The organism is Nonomuraea sp. PA05 (genome assembly GCF_008086045.1).
Lineage (GTDB): Bacteria > Actinomycetota > Actinomycetes > Streptosporangiales > Streptosporangiaceae > Nonomuraea > Nonomuraea monospora.
On record NZ_VSEY01000050.1, the window covers coordinates 14,433 to 30,164 of the forward strand.

16 protein-coding genes, 1 tRNA gene and 1 pseudogene are annotated in these 15,732 nt (G+C 69.5%); 3 read left to right on the plus strand and 15 right to left on the minus strand.

The window, feature by feature from the left end; translation table 11 throughout:
• Positions 1-5: 5 nt before the first annotated feature.
• From FXF51_RS50590 to FXF51_RS50615, 6 genes are all read right to left on the minus strand, one after another.
• Positions 6-1,007 carry an NADP-dependent oxidoreductase gene (locus tag FXF51_RS50590; protein WP_148442006.1) on the minus strand — a complete coding sequence of 334 codons (1,002 nt, stop codon included), beginning with the start codon at positions 1,005-1,007 and terminating at the stop codon, positions 6-8.
• 239 nt (positions 1,008-1,246) lie between these two features.
• Entirely contained in the window at positions 1,247-1,966 is a 720-nt protein-coding gene (gene rplA / locus FXF51_RS50595) for a 50S ribosomal protein L1 (protein ID WP_148442007.1), read from the minus strand.
• Positions 1,967-2,034: 68 nt separating this feature from the next.
• The gene (gene rplK, locus FXF51_RS50600) at positions 2,035-2,466 is read right to left on the minus strand and encodes a 50S ribosomal protein L11 (RefSeq protein WP_148442008.1); all 432 of its coding nucleotides are present in this window, start codon (positions 2,464-2,466) and stop codon (positions 2,035-2,037) included.
• A gap of 120 nt (positions 2,467-2,586) precedes the next feature.
• A complete protein-coding gene (gene nusG / locus FXF51_RS50605; protein WP_148442009.1) occupies positions 2,587-3,351 on the minus strand; it encodes a transcription termination/antitermination protein NusG in 765 nt (254 codons plus the stop codon).
• A gap of 68 nt (positions 3,352-3,419) precedes the next feature.
• Complete coding sequence (gene secE / locus FXF51_RS50610) at positions 3,420-3,665, minus strand: preprotein translocase subunit SecE (RefSeq protein ID WP_187415017.1); 246 nt, start codon at positions 3,663-3,665, stop codon at positions 3,420-3,422.
• A 77-nt stretch (positions 3,666-3,742) separates the two neighbouring features.
• A tRNA-Trp gene (locus FXF51_RS50615) sits at positions 3,743-3,815 on the minus strand.
• 168 nt (positions 3,816-3,983) lie between these two features.
• On the opposite strand from FXF51_RS50615, the gene FXF51_RS50620 reads away from it, so the two are divergent.
• Positions 3,984-5,192 (plus strand): pyridoxal phosphate-dependent aminotransferase, encoded by a 1,209-nt coding sequence (locus FXF51_RS50620; protein ID WP_148442011.1) that lies wholly within the window; start codon positions 3,984-3,986, stop codon positions 5,190-5,192.
• Between the two features lie 15 nt (positions 5,193-5,207).
• On the opposite strand, the gene FXF51_RS63230 is transcribed toward FXF51_RS50620, so the two are convergent.
• From FXF51_RS63230 to FXF51_RS63980, 3 genes and pseudogenes are all read right to left on the minus strand, one after another.
• Positions 5,208-5,744 carry a hypothetical protein gene (locus tag FXF51_RS63230; RefSeq protein WP_148442012.1) on the minus strand — a complete coding sequence of 179 codons (537 nt, stop codon included), beginning with the start codon at positions 5,742-5,744 and terminating at the stop codon, positions 5,208-5,210.
• Positions 5,745-5,784: 40 nt separating this feature from the next.
• On the minus strand, positions 5,785-6,606 hold the full coding sequence (locus FXF51_RS63235; RefSeq protein ID WP_148442013.1) for a hypothetical protein: 822 nt from the start codon (positions 6,604-6,606) through the stop codon (positions 5,785-5,787).
• Between the two features lie 139 nt (positions 6,607-6,745).
• A pseudogene (locus FXF51_RS63980) lies at positions 6,746-7,075 on the minus strand (sigma factor); the annotation flags it as partial.
• Here FXF51_RS63980 and FXF51_RS50640 point away from each other — a divergent pair.
• On the plus strand, positions 7,034-8,062 hold the full coding sequence (locus FXF51_RS50640) for an adenosine deaminase (protein ID WP_148442014.1): 1,029 nt from the start codon (positions 7,034-7,036) through the stop codon (positions 8,060-8,062). The pseudogene FXF51_RS63980 and the gene FXF51_RS50640 overlap by 42 nt on opposite strands.
• Positions 8,063-8,116: 54 nt before the next feature.
• On the opposite strand, the gene FXF51_RS50645 is transcribed toward FXF51_RS50640, so the two are convergent.
• A complete protein-coding gene (locus tag FXF51_RS50645) occupies positions 8,117-9,067 on the minus strand; it encodes a hypothetical protein (RefSeq protein WP_148442015.1) in 951 nt (316 codons plus the stop codon).
• Complete coding sequence (locus FXF51_RS50650) at positions 9,054-9,593, minus strand: RNA polymerase sigma factor (protein ID WP_148442016.1); 540 nt, start codon at positions 9,591-9,593, stop codon at positions 9,054-9,056. The genes FXF51_RS50645 and FXF51_RS50650 overlap by 14 nt, the downstream gene beginning before the upstream one ends.
• A gap of 124 nt (positions 9,594-9,717) precedes the next feature.
• On the opposite strand from FXF51_RS50650, the gene FXF51_RS50655 reads away from it, so the two are divergent.
• Positions 9,718-10,458: a class I SAM-dependent methyltransferase gene (locus FXF51_RS50655; RefSeq protein WP_148442017.1), complete on the plus strand. Its 741-nt coding sequence runs from the start codon at positions 9,718-9,720 to the stop codon at positions 10,456-10,458.
• A 45-nt stretch (positions 10,459-10,503) separates the two neighbouring features.
• Here FXF51_RS50655 and FXF51_RS50660 read toward each other — a convergent pair whose 3' ends face one another.
• The 4 genes from FXF51_RS50660 to FXF51_RS50675 all read right to left on the minus strand — a co-directional run bounded on the left by FXF51_RS50660 (position 10,504) and on the right by FXF51_RS50675 (position 15,727).
• Positions 10,504-11,397, minus strand: a complete 894-nt coding sequence (locus tag FXF51_RS50660; RefSeq protein WP_262380423.1) for a carbohydrate ABC transporter permease — start codon at positions 11,395-11,397, stop codon at positions 10,504-10,506.
• A complete protein-coding gene (locus FXF51_RS50665) occupies positions 11,397-12,317 on the minus strand; it encodes a carbohydrate ABC transporter permease (protein WP_262380424.1) in 921 nt (306 codons plus the stop codon). Before FXF51_RS50665 ends, FXF51_RS50660 begins: the two co-directional genes overlap by 1 nt.
• A gap of 63 nt (positions 12,318-12,380) precedes the next feature.
• Positions 12,381-13,646 (minus strand): extracellular solute-binding protein, encoded by a 1,266-nt coding sequence (locus FXF51_RS50670; protein WP_148442018.1) that lies wholly within the window; start codon positions 13,644-13,646, stop codon positions 12,381-12,383.
• Positions 13,647-13,855: 209 nt separating this feature from the next.
• Positions 13,856-15,727, minus strand: a complete 1,872-nt coding sequence (locus tag FXF51_RS50675; protein WP_148442019.1) for an acyl-CoA dehydrogenase family protein — start codon at positions 15,725-15,727, stop codon at positions 13,856-13,858.
• Between the last annotated feature and the right edge of the window lie 5 nt (positions 15,728-15,732).

A 15,732-nucleotide genomic window follows, 5' to 3' on the forward strand; every position in this document is an offset into this window, starting at 1 on the left:
CCCTCTCAGCTCAGCCGGACGAGCATCTTGCCGGTGTTGGCACCGCTCAGCACGCCGAGGAAGGCGTCGGGGGCGTGTTCGAGCCCTTCGACGACCGTCTGCTCGTAGTGCAGGGAGCCGTCGGCGATCCACCCGGCGCCGCGCTCGATCCACTCGGGGAACAGGTCGAGGTGGAAGTTGACGAGCATGCCGCCCAGCGTGGCGTTCCGGCCGGCGAGCAGGAACAGGTTGTCGGGTCCTGGCACCGGGGCGGTGGCGTTGTAGCTGGAGATCGCCCCGACCATGCCGATCCGGCCGTGGTCGCGCAGCGCTCCGATGGCGGCCCGGAGGTGGTCGCCGCCGACGTTGTCGACGTAGACGTCGATGCCGCCGGGCGCCGCCTCGGCCAGTTGCGCGGCGATCGGGCCCGCCCGGTGGTCGAGCGCGGCGTCGAAGCCGAAGTCGGTGACCAGCTTCTTCGCCTTGACCGGCCCGCCCGCGGAGCCGATCACCTTCGCGGCGCCCAGCTTGCGCGCGATCTGCCCCGCGATGCTGCCGACCGCCCCCGCGGCGGCCGACACCCACACCACGTCACCCTCCCTGACCGGGGACACCCGCGTCAGCGTGGCGTACGCCGTCAGCCCCGTCGTGCCCAGCGGCCCCAGGTAGGTTTCCGCGGACACCCGGCTCGTGTCCACCACGGTCGCGTCGGCCGCGTCCAGCAGCGCGTACTCCCGCCAGCCCAGGAAGTGCGTCACCACGCTGCCCACGGGCACGCTCCCTGACCGGGACGCCACCACCTCGCCGATCGCGCTGCCCAGCAGCGGCGCGCCCAGCTCGTACGGCCGGGCGTAGGCGACCTCCTCGTTCATCCACTCCCGCATGTACGGGTCCACCGACATCCACGTGTTGCGGACGACGATCTGGCCCTCGGCGGGCTGGGGGACGGTGGTCTCGGCGAGCTCGAAGACGTCCTGGGTGGGCTCGCCGACCGGGCGGGCGGCCAATCTGATCTCACGGTTTCTCATGACCGCCACGATGCCGCGCGCCGCTTTGGGTTCGCTTTGGGTCCGCGGCGCACCCGCTTTGGGCCGCTTTGGGCCGCTTTGGGCCCGCCACGTCGGCGCCGCCCAAGCCCGTACCGAAGCAGCCCGCACCAATGCAGCCCGTACCGAAGCAGGGCGTATCAATGCAGCCCGTACCAAAGCAGAACGCCCCTGCCCGAACGAATCGGGCAGGGGCGCGCAGGACTGCTCAGCCGGGAGGCTCAGGCCTCCAGCTCGGCCGTCAGGCCACGCGTGACGTTGGGGTCGACCGGAACGCCCGGCCCCATCGTCGTCGAGAAGGTGACCTTCTTCAGGTAACGGCCCTTGGCCGCCGACGGCTTGAGACGCAGCACCTCGTCGAGGGCGGCAGCGTAGTTCTCGATGAGCTGGCGCTCGTCGAACGACGTCTTGCCGATGATGAAGTGCAGGTTGGCCTGCCGGTCGGTGCGGAACTCGATCTTGCCGCCCTTGATCTCCGTCACGGCCTTGGCGACGTCGGGCGTCACGGTGCCGGTCTTCGGGTTGGGCATGAGGCCACGCGGGCCGAGCACGCGGCCCAGGCGGCCAACCTTGCCCATGAGGTCAGGGGTGGCCACGACGGCGTCGAACTCGTTGAGCCGGTTGCCCTTGGCGATCTCGTCGATCAGCTCGTCGGCGCCGACGATGTCGGCGCCCGCCTCGCGGGCCGCCTCGGCACGGTCACCGGTCGCGAAGACCAGGACCCGGGCGGTCTTGCCGGTGCCGTGCGGGAGGTTGACCGTGCCGCGCACGATCTGGTCGGCCTTGCGAGGGTCGACGCCCAGCCGGAGAGCGACCTCCACGGTCGAGTCGAACTTGGTGGTCGACGTCTCCTTGGCCAGCTTCGCGGCCTCTACGGGCGAGTAGAGCTTGTCGCGGTCGACCTTGGCCGACGCGTCTTTGTGCGCCTTGCTGCGCTGCATTTCTTGACTCCTAGTGGTATCCGGGCCACCTGCGACGGCGGCCCTCCCACGAACTGCTGGGAAAGGTCTTACTCGGCGACGGTGATGCCCATGGACCGGGCGGTGCCGGCGATGATCTTCTCGGCCGCCTCGATGTCGTTGGCGTTGAGGTCGGGCATCTTCGTCTCGGCGATGCTGCGCAGCTGCTCGCGGCTGAGCTTGCCGACCTTGTCGCGGTGCGGGACCGCGCTGCCCTTGTCGAGGCCCAGAGCCTTCTTGATCAGCTCAGGCGCCGGGGGCGTCTTCGTGACGAAGGTGAAGCTGCGGTCCTCGAAAATGGTGATCTCAACGGGGATGATGTTGCCCCGCTGGGCCTCCGTCGCAGCGTTGTACTGCTTGACGAAGTCCATGATGTTGACGCCGTGGGGACCGAGGGCGGTACCCACCGGCGGAGCCGGCGTCGCCTGGCCGGCCGGGAGCTGCACCTTGACGAGTGCGGCGATTTTCTTCTTCGGAGGCATTTGTCCTTCTCCGGGTCCTGATTGCGTTGCGTCCGGCCCGAAGGATTGCGGGCCCGGACATGTCGGAGGCCGCCCTCGCGATTAGGCGGCCGACCGAACGTCTAAGTGTATGTGATCGTCTTAGATCTTCGAGACCTGGTTGAACGAGAGCTCAACCGGGGTCTCGCGACCGAAGATCGACACGAGCACCTTGAGCTTCTGCGACTCGGGGCTGATCTCGCTCACCGAGGCGGGCAGTGTCGCGAACGGGCCGTCCATGACCGTGACGGACTCACCGATCTCGAACTCGACCGTGGGGCCGCTGGCGGCCTTGGTCGTGGTCTTCTTGGCTTCCTCGGTCGGCTCCGGCGCCAGGAGCTTGGCGACCTCGTCGAGGCTGAGCGGGCTCGGCTTGTTGGACAGGCCCACGAAGCCGGTCACGCCGGGCGTGTTGCGCACGGCGGCCCAGGACTCGTCGGTCAGCTCCATGCGCACCAGCACGTAGCCGGGCAGCACGCGCTCCTTGACCGGAACCTTCTTGCCGCTCTTGAACTCCTGGACGGTGTGCGTCGGCACCTCGACCTGGTAGATGTAGTCCTCCATGTTGAGCGACACGTTGCGGCTCTCGATGTTGGACTTCACCCGGTTCTCGTAACCGGCGTAGGAGTGGATCACGTACCACTCGCCAGGCAGACCCCGCAGCGAGCTCTTGAACTCCTCGACGGGGTCGACGTCAGGAAGATCCTCACCGTCCTCGACGGGGGCCGCCTCATCGTCGGCAGCCTCGTCGCTCTCCTCGACCTCGGCCTCCTCCAGAGCCGCCTCGGCGGACTCCTCAGTGGCCTCTTCCAGCTCGTCGCCCCACTCGTCGCGGGACTCGTCCGCCGGAAATGAAGACTCGGACACGGTGACTCTTCCTCTTTCGTGGTTTCGAATGGCGACTCCGTCAGGCGACCCACCCGGCGGCGTCTCGGTCAGGATCCGCCGAAGACGCGGAGGACCGCCCATCCCAGGGCGCTGTCGAGCCCGTACACGATCGCAACCATGATCAGAACGAATATCAGAACGACCGTGGTGTAGGTGATGAGATCCTTGCGTGTCGGCCAGATGACCTTACGAAGCTCGTTGACGACCTGCCGATAGAAGAGGGCAGGAGAAGTGCGTGTCTTCTTCTCGCCACTAGGCTTGTCTGCGGTCTCGCCGCGCGTGTCGATCGCCACAGTCCTCACCTGATCCGTCGTATCCAACGCAGTCTTGCGGCGCGCTTACACGCCTATTGTTGCGCGGACCGCACTCGCAGGGCACGAGGGACTCGAACCCCCAACCGCCGGTTTTGGAGACCGGTGCGCTACCAATTGCGCCAGTGCCCTATGTCGTCAACCACACTACCCTGATCGACTCACTGCCTGGACCGAACCGCTCGCCGACATGCGGCGGAAGGACCAGGCGAAAGCATACGGGTGATTGCCCGTCACGTCGAACCAAAACCTGATCGCCCAGGTCACGAGCTCTACAGGCCCCCGTGGGAGCATGGAGCCATGTCCACCCGATCCCGCATCTCCGCGAGAATTTCCGCGATTTCCGAGTCCGCCACACTCGCCGTAGACGCGAAGGCGAAGGCGATGAAGGCGGCAGGACGCCCCGTCATCGGCTTCGGCGCGGGCGAGCCCGACTTCCCCACGCCCGGGTACATCGTCGAGGCGGCGATCGAGGCGGCCCGCGACCCGCGCTTCCACAAGTACACCCCGGCGGGCGGCCTCCCCGAGCTCAAGCAGGCGATCGCCGCCAAGACCCTGCGCGACTCCGGCTACGCCGCCGAGGCCTCGCAGGTGCTGGTCACCAACGGCGGCAAGCAGGCGGTGTACCAGGCGTTCGCGACGCTGCTCGACCCCGGCGACGAGGTGCTGGTCGTCGCCCCCTACTGGACGACCTACCCGGAGGCGATCAAGCTGGCCGGTGGCGTTCAGGTGGACGTCGTGACCGACGAGTCCACCGGCTACCTCGCGACCGTCGACCAGCTGGAGGCCGCGCGCACCGACCGGACGAAGGTCCTGCTGTTCGTCTCGCCGTCCAACCCGACGGGCGCCGTCTACTCGCGCGAGGAGACCGTCGCGATCGGCCGCTGGGCGGCCGAGCACGGCCTGTGGGTCGTCACCGACGAGATCTACGAGCACCTCGTGTACGGCGGCGCCGAGTTCACCAGCATCGCCACGGCCGTCCCCGAGCTGGGCGACCGGGTCGTGATCCTCAACGGCGTGGCCAAGACGTACGCGATGACGGGCTGGCGCGTGGGCTGGCTGATCGGCCCGTCCGACGTGGTCAAGGCCGCGACCAACCTGCAGTCGCACGCCACCTCCAACGTCAGCAACGTCGCCCAGATGGCGGCGCTGGCGGCCGTGTCCGGCGATCTGTCGGCGGTGGCGGAGATGCGGGCGGCGTTCGACCGGCGGCGGCAGGCGATGGTCCGGATGCTGAACGACATCCCCGGGGTCTTCTGCCCTGAGCCGAAGGGGGCGTTCTACGCGTATCCGTCGGTCAAGGAGCTGATCGGCAAGGAGCTGCGGGGGCGGCGGCCGCAGTCGTCCAGTGAGCTGGCCGAGCTGATCCTGGAGGAGGCCGAGGTCGCCGTCGTGCCGGGTGAGGCTTTCGGGACGCCCGGTTACTTCAGGCTGTCGTACGCGCTGGGGGACGACGACCTGGCCGAGGGCGTCAGCCGGATGAGCAAGCTGCTCGCCGAGGCCCACTGAGCCGGGCGGTGCGTGCTAGGTGGTGATGTCGGCGGCGATCGGTCTGATGTCGTCGGCGAGGCCGGGTGTCGCCCCGATGTAGACCGCGGTGCCCGGCCGCTCCAGCCACATGAAGTTGCGCACGCCCGTCCGAGTGGTCCAGCGCAGCGCCGGCTTGCCCTTGTACGCCGTCAGCGCGGACCTGGCGACCAGCGTGGCGAACTGCTCGGCCGTCCGCACCCCGCACACCACGCCGACGTACATGCGCTCGTCGTTGTCGCTCCAGATGCGGCCCTCGACCTTGTGCGGCCGGGTGAGCGAGTCGAGGCGGGCGAACGTGCCGGCCGGGGTGAGGCCGGCGGGCGAGGCCGGGACGCGCACGTCCGTGTCGCCGTCGCACGACAGCGAGAGGGTGCCGCTGCCGGTGACGTCCGGTTCCTGCTGCGACGGGGTGGTCCGTGGATCCCGCGCCTCGGCGCCGCCGTCCCTGCCATCGCTGTCGCCGTCGCCACCGCCGATGGCGCCGCATGCCGTGAGCGTGAACATGAGGAGAACCGCCGCCAACCGCCGCATCGACCCCCCATGAGAGTGCGTTGAACCAGGGAAAAGGCTCCTAGTCTCCTACAGGAGCCTGGACCGAGGCGGCAAGAGTGACGAGTTCGCGGCCGAGAGAGTCGCTGACGCGGATCCACGCGCCCGTTCCCGGGCGTTCGAGCCAGACGATCACGCGTCCGCCGGCCGGGTGCCCGCCCACCACGGCGGGCTTGCCGCGCACGGTGGTCGCGCGGGCGTTCAGCACGGTGATTCGCTTGCGGTAGCCGTCCCAGTCGGCGGCTACCGTACCGCGCTCCACCTGTACCTCGACGAATCTGCCCGCCGCGCCGAAGGTGGCGCGGGCGCGGGAGGCGGTGACGGCGCCGCCGGTGCGTTCGAGGCCTGCCGGCAGGTACGTGAGCCAGAAGTCGTCGGAGACGACCCCGAGCGCGGGCCCGGCGGCGCGGACCGGGTTCGGCTGCCCGGCTGAGGCGGCGGCCGGCCGGTCGGGCCCGTGGCTGGAACCGGCCACGTGGTTGGGATCGGCCGAGTGGCCGGGGGCGGCCGAGTGGCCGGGGGCGGCCGAGTGGCTGGGATCGGCAACGTGGCCCGGATCGGGCGCGGCCTGACCGGCGACGGACTCGGCCTCGCTGGGGCCGGGCTCTTCGGGGCCGGGCGCTTTGGGGCTGGGCTCGCTGGCCCCTGCCTCGCTCGGAGCGGGCTCGTTGGGGGCGGGCTCGATCCGGCTGGGGGCGGGGGCCGGGGTGGGCAGGGCGGCGTGCGGGAGGCGTCCGAAGCCCGAGGAGAACAGACCGTAGATGATGAGCGCCGTGACCCCGAGCGCCAGCGCCGCCAACGCCGCGCGCCATCCCTGGCCGGTGTGGTGCCCCTCGGGGATCATGCATCCTTGATATCCCGCCGGACCCCGTCCGTACCGCCTGTTCAGCCCGTCTCACGGACGCCTCTCGCGATCCTCCGCAGCTCCTCCGGGGCGTCGATCTCCTTGGCGTACTCGGGGCTGACGCACAGCGCCGCCGCGACCTGCTGATGGCCGCGTTCACCACGACCCTGCGCGCGTACGCCTCCGGGTTGTCGCGCCGGAGGCGGGGCCAGTTCCGGTGGACCTTCTCCAGCGCGTGCTGGACCAGGTCCTCGGCGTCGTGCCTGGTCGCCCCGCAGACCAGGATCGCGGTACGCAGCAGCGGGGCGCTCCGCGCGGCGAGGAACTCGTCGAAGGCCGCTTCGTCGTCGTCCGTCATCAGCGAGGGTCCCCTTTCGCCCTCCCCAACGCGCGAACCCGCCCTGAGGTTGAGTGGCAAGATATGCAGATGCTCCGGCCCCTGCACGCGCTCCCCAAGGCCCATCTCCATCTGCACTTCACCGGCTCCATGCGGCACTCGACCCTGATCGAGCTGGCCAGGGAGCAGGGGCTGACCCTCCCTGACGCGCTGGAGCAGGACTGGCCGCCCAAGCTGCGGGCGACGGACGAGCGGGGCTGGTTCCGGTTTCAGCGCTTGTACGACATCGCCAGATCCGTGCTGACCCGTCCGGAATACGTCTACCGACTGATGCGGGAGACCGCGGAGGACGAGGTGGCGGCCGGATCCCGGTGGCTGGAGATCCAGGTGGACCCGTCGGGCTACGCGCAGCGCTTCGGCGGCCTGACGGCCACGCTGGAGCTGATGCTGGACGCCGTCGAGCAGGCCGCACAGCACGCGGGCGTCGGCATCGCCGTGATCGTCGCGGCCAACCGCACCCGCCACCCGCTCGACGCCAACACCCTGGCCAGGCTCGCCACCCAGTACGCCGGCAAGGGCGTCGTCGGCTTCGGCCTGTCCAACGACGAGCGGCGCGGCGCGGCCAGGGACTTCGAGCGGGCGTTCAGGATCGCCAAGCGCGGCGGCCTGCTGGCGGTGCCGCACGGCGGCGAGCTGCTGGGGCCGCGCAGCGTCGCGCAGTGCGTGGACGACCTCGGCGCCGACCGGGTCGGCCACGGCGTGCGGGCGGCCGAGGACGAGTGGCTCATGCAGCGCCTGGCCGACCGGCAGATCTGCTGCGAGGTCTGCCCCACCTCCAACGTCGGCCTGGGGGTGGCCGAGTCGGCGGCGGACGTGCCGGTGCGGCGGCTGTTCGACGCGGGGGTGCCGATCGCGCTGGGCTCCGACGACCCGCTGCTGTTCGGCACGCGGCTGCTGCGGCAGTACGAGCTGGCCAGGGATGTGTACGGGTTCAGCGACGCGGAGGTGGCGGAGCTGGCGCGGCAGTCCGTACGGTCGTCCACCGCGCCCGAGGCGGTGCGCAAGGAACTGCTGAAGGGTGTGGACGACTGGCTCACGCGGTCGCTCTCACCGCAGTGACTCCGGCTCATGCGGTCGCTCTCACCTCAGTGTCTCCGGCTCGCGCGGTCGCTCTCACCGCAGTGACGACGCGATGCGGACCGCCTCCTCCATGGTGGGCGCGCCCTCCAGGCGGTAGTTGAGGCCGTCCTGCGCCCAGATGAGCGTGGCGGCGGCCTGGCGGAGCGGAACCTGGGTGCCGTCCTCGCGGGGGATGTAGCCGAGGGGGTGCTCGCCGGGGATCCACCAGGCTTCGCGGCCGTTCACGCGGGTGTATTCGGGGGCGGGCGGGCCGAGCTTCTTGAAGAAGAACGGGGAGACGGCGCCGTCGAACTGGTCCAGCCTGATGCCCGCCGGCCAGAACATCGAGACCACCCTGCCGTCGTCGGCCACCGTGACGCGTTGCGGGTCGGCGAGTGCTGCGGGGGTCTTGACCTGGAACCTCGCCTGGTTCTGGACGTCGGCGCGAGGGACCTCGTGCTCGCCTGGGAGCGGGGTCGTGGTGGTGACGGGCGGGGGTGTCGTTTCGCCGATCTCTAGCTCTATGCCTGCGAAGCGCAGGATCTGAACGACGGCGGCGCGGCCCTGGGGGGTGGCGGCCGTGACCGTGATGACGGCTATGACGACGGCCGCGATGATCGTCCATCTTGCTCGCCGGCGACGTTGCGCCGGACTCCGCCGTCCACCGTCCCGCCGACCCGGCGCCGGAGAGTCGGTGCGCGTGGGAGGGCGCACGGGGCCGGTGATCGGGCCGTGCGCCGGGTCGGGGCCGGAATCGCCGGGCGCAGAGGGCCCCTCGGCCTTGGGCGTGGCGGGCGGCGCGACATCGGGCGCGGCGTCGGGCGCGGCGTCGGGACGAGGTGCGGCGGGACGAGGTGCGGCGGGACGAGGTGCGGCGGATGGTTCGAGGCGGGCGCGGACGGCGGCGGCCACGTCGGACGAAGGCGGCGGCTCGGGAACGTCGAGAAGATCACCGAGAGCCGTCAGCTCGGCCTCAAGCCCGTCGAAAGGCTCATGCGAGCTCATCCCCCACCTCCTCCCTCAACCGCGCCAACCCCCGATGCGTACTGGACTTCACGGTCCCCACAGGCCAGTCGAGCACCTGCGCCGTCTCCGCCTCGCTCAGTTGTAAGAAGTACCGGCACACGACCGCCTGACGTTCCCGCTCCGGCAGCCCGCGCACCGCCGCCAGCAGCCGGGAGCGCCGATCGGTGGCAACGGCGAGACCTTCTGGGTCGTCGGGCACCCGCGTGTCGGCGGTGCCGCTGAGCCGCAGTTCGAGCGAGGAGCGCCGGCCCCGCGACCGGGTGAGGTTGTGGGTCTCGTTGGCGACGATGCGCAGCAGCCACGGCCGGAAGGGCGCGTCCTTGCGGAAGCCCGGCAGGTGGCGGAACGCCTTGACGAACGCCTCCTGCACCACGTCCTCCGCCTCGTCGCCCGCGCCGAGCATGAAGGCGGTACGGTGGGCGAGCGCGCTGTAGCGGGCGACCAGTGCCTCGTAGGCCCCCAGGTCACCGTCGAGCGAGCGCGCGATCGCCTCGTCGTCGTCCATGGCGAGTCAGATTCCACCGCAAACAGGTCACGCGGGGAAGGGTGATCCGCGGATCGTGTCATCCTGGTGACTGTCGCGGGCACTAGACTCGGGCAATCCGTGAGCCCCTCGAAGGAACGGGATTATGTCTTCTGGGTATGACCGTGTAGTGCAACCGGCGGCCGGTGACGAGGCCCTGGAGAACCACCTGGGTGGGGACGAGGCCAAGAACTATCGGCAGTACGAGTTCGACATGGTCGCCCCGCATGTCGGCCGCTCGATGCTGGAGATCGGCTCGGGGCTGGGCCACTTCGCCGAGCAGTTCCTGCCGCGTCTCGACCGCCTGGTGGTCAGCGACTTCGACCCCTACTGCGTCGAGCAGCTGGAGAAGCGCTTCGCCGACCGCGACGACATCAGCGTCCTGCAGTTCGGGCTGCCGACGGACATCCCGCTCCAGGACAAGGTCGACACGGTCGTCATGATGAACGTCCTGGAGCACATCGAGGACGACGCGGAGGCGCTGCGCTCGCTGGCGCGCGTGACGCAACCGGGCGGGCGGATCATCATCTGGGTGCCCGGTTACCAGCAGCTCTACGGCGACTTCGACCGCAAGGTGGGCCACGTCCAGCGCTACACGCCGAAGACGCTGGGCACGACGGTGGCCAAGGCGGGGCTCGACGCCGAGGTGCTCAAGCCGATCAACTTCCTGGGCGGCATCGCCTGGTGGGTGGCGGTGCGCCGGGGCGGGGTGGGCTACCCTGACCCGCGCCTGGTCAAGATCTACGACCGTACGGTGGTGCCGATGACCAGGCTCATCGAGCGGTTCGTCACGCCGCCGTTCGGTCAGACGGTGTTCTGCGTGGCGCGCGTACCCCAGAAGCTCTGACGCGCCTGGCCGCGCCCGAGGGTCTCAGGGGCGCGGCCGGACGGGTCACTTGATGGAGCCGGCGGTCAGACCGCCGACCACCTTCCGCTCGATCAGGGCGAACAGGATGATCACCGGGATGGTGGCGATCACCGAGCCGGCGAACAGGTTCTGCCAGTCCACCTGGTACTGCCCGATGAACGAGTTGAGCGCCACGGGAAGCGGCTGGTTCGCGGTCGTGGTGGTGAGGGTCAGCGCGACCACGAACTCGTTCCACGCGGCGATGAACGTGAAGATCAGCGCGGTGATGACGCCGGGCATGGCCAGCGGCAGCGTGATCCTGAACAGCGCGCCGAAGCGCCCGTTCCCGTCGATGAAGGCGGCCTCCTCCAGCTCGCGCGGGATGGAGGAGAAGTACGCGGTCAGGATCCACACGGCGAAGGCCAGGTTGAAGCCCGCGTTGACGAGGATCAGCGCCCAGATCGAGTCGACCAGCCCGAACTGGAAGAACTCGCGGTAGATGCCGACCACCATGGCCGTGGGCTGGAACATCTGGGTGATCAGCACCAGGATGAGGAACGCGTTGCGGCCGCGGAAGTTGTGCCTGGCCGCGTAGTACGCGGCGGGCAGCGCGACCAGGAGCACCAGCACGGTCGAGCCGGCCGCCACCTTGATCGTCACCCAGAGGTTGCCGGCCAGGCCGCTGCCCCAGAAGTCGGTGAGGTTGGACCACACCCACTCGTCGGGCCAGAACGTCACGTCGCGCAGCGACTCCTGCGAGCGCAGCGAGGTCAGCAGCATGACCACGTACGGGAACAGGAACAGCAGCGCGACGACGTACGCGGTGGCCGCGATGAGGACGGTCTTCAGCCTGGGCATGGCGCGCGCGACGCCGCCGCGCCGGGAACGGGCGTGGTGGTGATGCGGCCGGGCCTGCGCCGGCATGGTCTTGACGGCCATCACGCCACCTCCTTGTTCCACCGGGACACCTTGAGGAAGATCACGGTGAGCACGATCACCATGCCGAAGTTGACGACGGACATGGCGGCCGATTCGCCGATGTCGGAGCCCTTGAGGATGTACATGAGGATGGTCGAGGTGGCGGTGGAGTAGCCGGGCTGCCCGTGGGTCATGGCCCAGATGATCGGGAAGCTGTTGAAGACGTTCATGACGTTGATCAGGGCGGCCACGGTGAGCGCGGGGCGCAGCAGCGGCAGCGTGATCGACCAGTAGGTCCGCAGGCGTCCCGCGCCGTCCATCCTGGCGGCCTCGTACACGTCGGCGGGGATCGTGGCGAGCCCGGCGAGCAGCGCGTACGTGGTGAACGGCACCGACACGAACACCGCGACGAACACCAGCCACGGCATGGCGGTGGCGGCGTCGCCGAGCTGGTCGGCGGCGGCTCCGCCCATCGCGTCGATCAGCCCGAGCTTGAGGCGGATCTGGTTGATCACGCCGACCTCGGGGTCGAGCATCCACTTGAAGATGATGGCCGTCATCAGCACCGACGCGGCCCACGGCGCGATGAGCGCCCAGCGGGCCAGCTTGCGCAGCGGGAAGCGCTGGTTGAAGAGCTGGGCCAGGGCCAGCGAGAGCAGCACGGTGAGCGCGACGACGGCGACCACCCAGATCACGCTGCGGAGCATGACGTCGGCGAAGTCCTTCTCGGCGAAGAGCTTGTCGTAGTTGGCGAACCCGGCCGAGCCGCGCACCACGCCGAGCCGGCTGATCTCCAGGAACGAGGACCTGATCATCTCGACCACGGGCCAGATCACGACCAGGGCGATCAGCACGATGGCGGGCCCGATCCAGGCGAGGGGTTCGAGGGCGCGCAGGCCCCGCGATCGCGCGCGCGGCTTCTTGACGTCCAGGGTTGTCACTCAAGTACCTTTCGCAAGGACGGTACGACCGGCGTCGGCCGGCCGTACCGTGGTCTCGCTGGATCAGCCGGCCGCTTCCGCGGTCTTCTGCAGCTCACCGAGGACCTTGGCCGGGTCGTCCTTGACGGCCCCGCCGATGGTCTGCTTGATCGCCGGGTTCAGGGTGGCCCACTTGGGGTCCTGGAAGGGGTAGAAGCTGGCGTTGGGCAGGGCGGCGAGGAACGGCTTGAGCTTCTCGTCGCCGGACAGCTTCTGGATGCCGCCGTTGGTGACGGGCAGCAGCTTGTAGATGTCGGAGATCTTCGCGGCGGCGTCGCCGGTGTAGAAGAAGTCGAAGAACTTCTTGATCTCGGCGGCGTGGCCGTTCTTGTTGAACGCCATGATCCAGTCCATGACGCCGAGCGTGGTGTCGAGCGGGCCGGCCTTGCCGGGGATCGGCGCGACGCCGTAGTTCTTCAGCCCGGCCGCGTCGAAGATCGGGATGGACATGGGGCCGCCGTTGACCATGCCGACCTTGCCGGCGCCGAAGTCCTCCCAGACCGTCTTGCGGTCCTTGGTGCCGGGGTTGGGGGTGGTCAGACCGGCGTCGACCAGGCCCTTCATGTACGTGAATGTCTCGACGTTCTGCGGCGAGTTGATCGCCCACTTGCCGGAGGCGTCCTTGTAGCCGCCGCCGTTGCCGAGCATCCACAGGAACGACTCGGCCTGGGCCTCCTCCTGGCCGAGCGGCAGGCCGAACGGCTGGGTCACGCCGGCCGCCTTCAGCTTCTCGGCGGCGGCCTTGAGCTCGTCCCAGGTCTTCGGCGGCTCGGTGATCTTCGCCTTCTCGAACAGGTCCTTGTTGTAGAACAGGGCGCGGGCCGAGGAGACGAACGGGATGCCGTACGCGGTGCCGTCCACCTTGCCGAACTCGGCGAACTTCTGCAGCATGTCGCCGGAGACGTTCGGGGACAGGACCTCGTCCACCTTGTGGAGCAGGCCGTCCTCGACGAAGCCGGAGTAGTCGCCGGTCTGCAGGATGTCCGGGATCTGGCCGTTCTGCACCATGGTGGCGACTTGCTTGTCGATGTCGTTCCAGTTGATGACCTGGACCTCGACCTTGATGTTCGGGTTGGCCTTGGTGAACTCGTCGGTGACGCCCTTCCAGAACGTCTCGCCGGAGTTGGGCTTGCCGGGGCCGTCGCCGTAGTCTGCCGCGACCATCTTCAACGTGACCTGGCCGTCGCCCGATGCCTGGGTGTCGCCTCCGCCGCCGGAGCCGCCGGAACCACAAGCGGACAGGACCAGCATCGTGGCAAGGCCGAGAGCGGCGCCGCCCACAAGCTTCATGTTCACTGGAGATACCGCCTTCTCGTCGGACGGGCCCTACTGGTCCATACCAGCCAGCCGAACCCTGCCCAGGGGGATGTGCGCGCGAGCCAGCGAATGGCCGCGTTTGCGCAAGCGTAAGCCGGAGTTCAGCAGCCGGTCTATACCGGCCTGTCTCGGTTTGGCAACACTCGGGCGGCAAAGAGCGCACAGCCGGTCTAGACCGGATGTCAGAGAATCTTGCGGCGGACGTTCTCCCCGCCCTCGGGCGCGCCGATCCACGGGCCCTCGACGGACGGGTCGAGGATGCCCTCCTCGACGAAGGTGTAGCGGCCGTCGAGCACGTAACCGGCCACGCGGACGTCGAGATTGTCGCTGTTGTCCCACAGGCGGTCGAACAGCGTGTCCACCCGGCGTCTGGACTGCTGGCAGAAGGTGTCGGCCAGCTCGTACGGCCTGCGCCCGAGGTCCTTGGAGTCCTCCTCGGCCTTCAGGCAGACGGCGGTCATCGCGTACAGTTCGGCGCCGATGTCGACGATCCTGCCGAGGAACGCCTGCTTGTGCTCCAGCCTGCCCTGCCAGCGGGACATGCCGTAGAAGGTGGACCTGGCCAGCTTCCTGCTGGTCCGCTCCACGAAGCGCAGGTGTGCGGCCAGCGGGCCGAAGGCGGCGTACGCGGTGGGCAGGTTGCCGGTGCCGGCCACCAGCGTGGGCAGCCACTTGGCGTAGAAGCGGCCGGCCCTGCGCAGCGCCTGGGCGCGCTCCTGGCGGCCGGCCTCGGGATTGATCAGCTCTCCCGCGGCGGACAGGTGCGCGTCCACCGCCTCCCGGGTGATCGCCAGGCGCATGATCTCGGAGGAGCCCTCGAAGATGCGGTTGATGCGGGAGTCGCGCAGCATCTGCTCGGCGGGCACCCCGCGCTCGCCCCTGGCGACCAGCGACTCGGCGGTCTCGTAGCCGCGCCCGCCGCGGATCTGCACCAGCTCGTCGAGCACCTGGTACGACAGCTCGGAGGCGAACAGCTTGGCCAGCGCCGCCTCGATCCTGATGTCGTTGCGCTGGTCGTCGGCCAGGCGGGCGGTCAGCTCGCAGACGGCGTCGCACGCGTACGCGGTGGCCACGATGAAGGCGACCTTGGTGGCCACGGCCTCGTGCAGGCCGACCTTGCGGCCCCACTGCACGCGCTCGTTGCCCCACTCGCGGGCGATCTTGACGGCCCACTTGGCGTTCCCCGCGCAGGTGGCGGGCAGCGACAGGCGGCCCGTGTTGAGCGTGGTGAGCGCGATGCGCAGCCCTTCGCCCTCCTTGCCGATGAGGTTCTTGGCGGGCACCCTGACCTGGGAGAACTCCGTCACGCCGTTCTCGATGCCACGCAGCCCCATGAACGTGTTGCGCCGCTTGACCGTGATGCCCGGCGAGTCGGCCTCGACCACGAACGCGCTGATCTTCTTGCCGGTCCTGGCCATGACGACGAGGAGGTCGGCGACAACGCCGTTCGTGGTCCAGAGCTTGACGCCGTCGAGCACGTACTCGTCGCCGTCGCGCACGGCGGTGGTGGCCAGCCGCGCGGGGTCGGAGCCGACGTCGGGCTCGGTCAGCAGGAACGCGGAGATCTCCCCCGCCGCGCAGCGCGGCAGGTACTCCCGCTTCTGCTCCTCGGTGCCGAACAGCTTGAGCGGCTGCGGCACCCCGATCGACTGGTGCGCGGACAGCAGCGTGGCCAGCGCCGGGCAGTAGGAGCCGACCAGCGTGAGCGCGCGGCAGTAGTACAGGTAGGGCAGGCCGAGCCCGCCGTACTCCTCCTTGATCGTGATGCCGAACGCACCGAGCTCCGCCAGGCCCTTCACCACGTCGTCGGGCACCTGCGCGGTCCGCTCGATGAGCGCCGGGTCCACGCGCGCGTCGAGGAAGCGCCGCACCGCCCGGACGAACTCCTCCCCCTTCTTGGTCGCGGCGGCGGGCAGCGTGGGCGCCGGATGCACCAGGTCCATCCGGAAGTCGCCGAGGAAGAGCTGCTTGGCGAAGCTCGGGCGCGCCCACTCCTTCTCCCGCGCCTGCTCGCCGACCTGTCTGGACTCCGCGTACTTGGCGTGCTGGGTCATGGCAC

Coding starts and splice junctions, on each gene's coding strand:
- FXF51_RS50590 (WP_148442006.1), bottom strand. CDS start 1,007: ATGAGAAACCGTGAGATCAGATTGGCCGCCCGCCCGGTCGGCGAGCCC.
- rplA (WP_148442007.1), bottom strand. CDS start 1,966: ATGCAGCGCAGCAAGGCGCACAAAGACGCGTCGGCCAAGGTCGACCGC.
- rplK (WP_148442008.1), bottom strand. CDS start 2,466: ATGCCTCCGAAGAAGAAAATCGCCGCACTCGTCAAGGTGCAGCTCCCG.
- FXF51_RS50620 (WP_148442011.1), top strand. CDS start 3,984: ATGTCCACCCGATCCCGCATCTCCGCGAGAATTTCCGCGATTTCCGAG.
- FXF51_RS63230 (WP_148442012.1), bottom strand. CDS start 5,744: ATGCGGCGGTTGGCGGCGGTTCTCCTCATGTTCACGCTCACGGCATGC.
- FXF51_RS63235 (WP_148442013.1), bottom strand. CDS start 6,606: ATGATCCCCGAGGGGCACCACACCGGCCAGGGATGGCGCGCGGCGTTG.
- FXF51_RS50640 (WP_148442014.1), top strand. CDS start 7,034: ATGCTCCGGCCCCTGCACGCGCTCCCCAAGGCCCATCTCCATCTGCAC.
- FXF51_RS50645 (WP_148442015.1), bottom strand. CDS start 9,067: ATGAGCTCGCATGAGCCTTTCGACGGGCTTGAGGCCGAGCTGACGGCT.
- FXF51_RS50650 (WP_148442016.1), bottom strand. CDS start 9,593: ATGGACGACGACGAGGCGATCGCGCGCTCGCTCGACGGTGACCTGGGG.
- FXF51_RS50655 (WP_148442017.1), top strand. CDS start 9,718: ATGTCTTCTGGGTATGACCGTGTAGTGCAACCGGCGGCCGGTGACGAG.
- FXF51_RS50660 (WP_262380423.1), bottom strand. CDS start 11,397: ATGGCCGTCAAGACCATGCCGGCGCAGGCCCGGCCGCATCACCACCAC.
- FXF51_RS50670 (WP_148442018.1), bottom strand. CDS start 13,646: ATGAAGCTTGTGGGCGGCGCCGCTCTCGGCCTTGCCACGATGCTGGTC.
- FXF51_RS50675 (WP_148442019.1), bottom strand. CDS start 15,727: ATGACCCAGCACGCCAAGTACGCGGAGTCCAGACAGGTCGGCGAGCAG.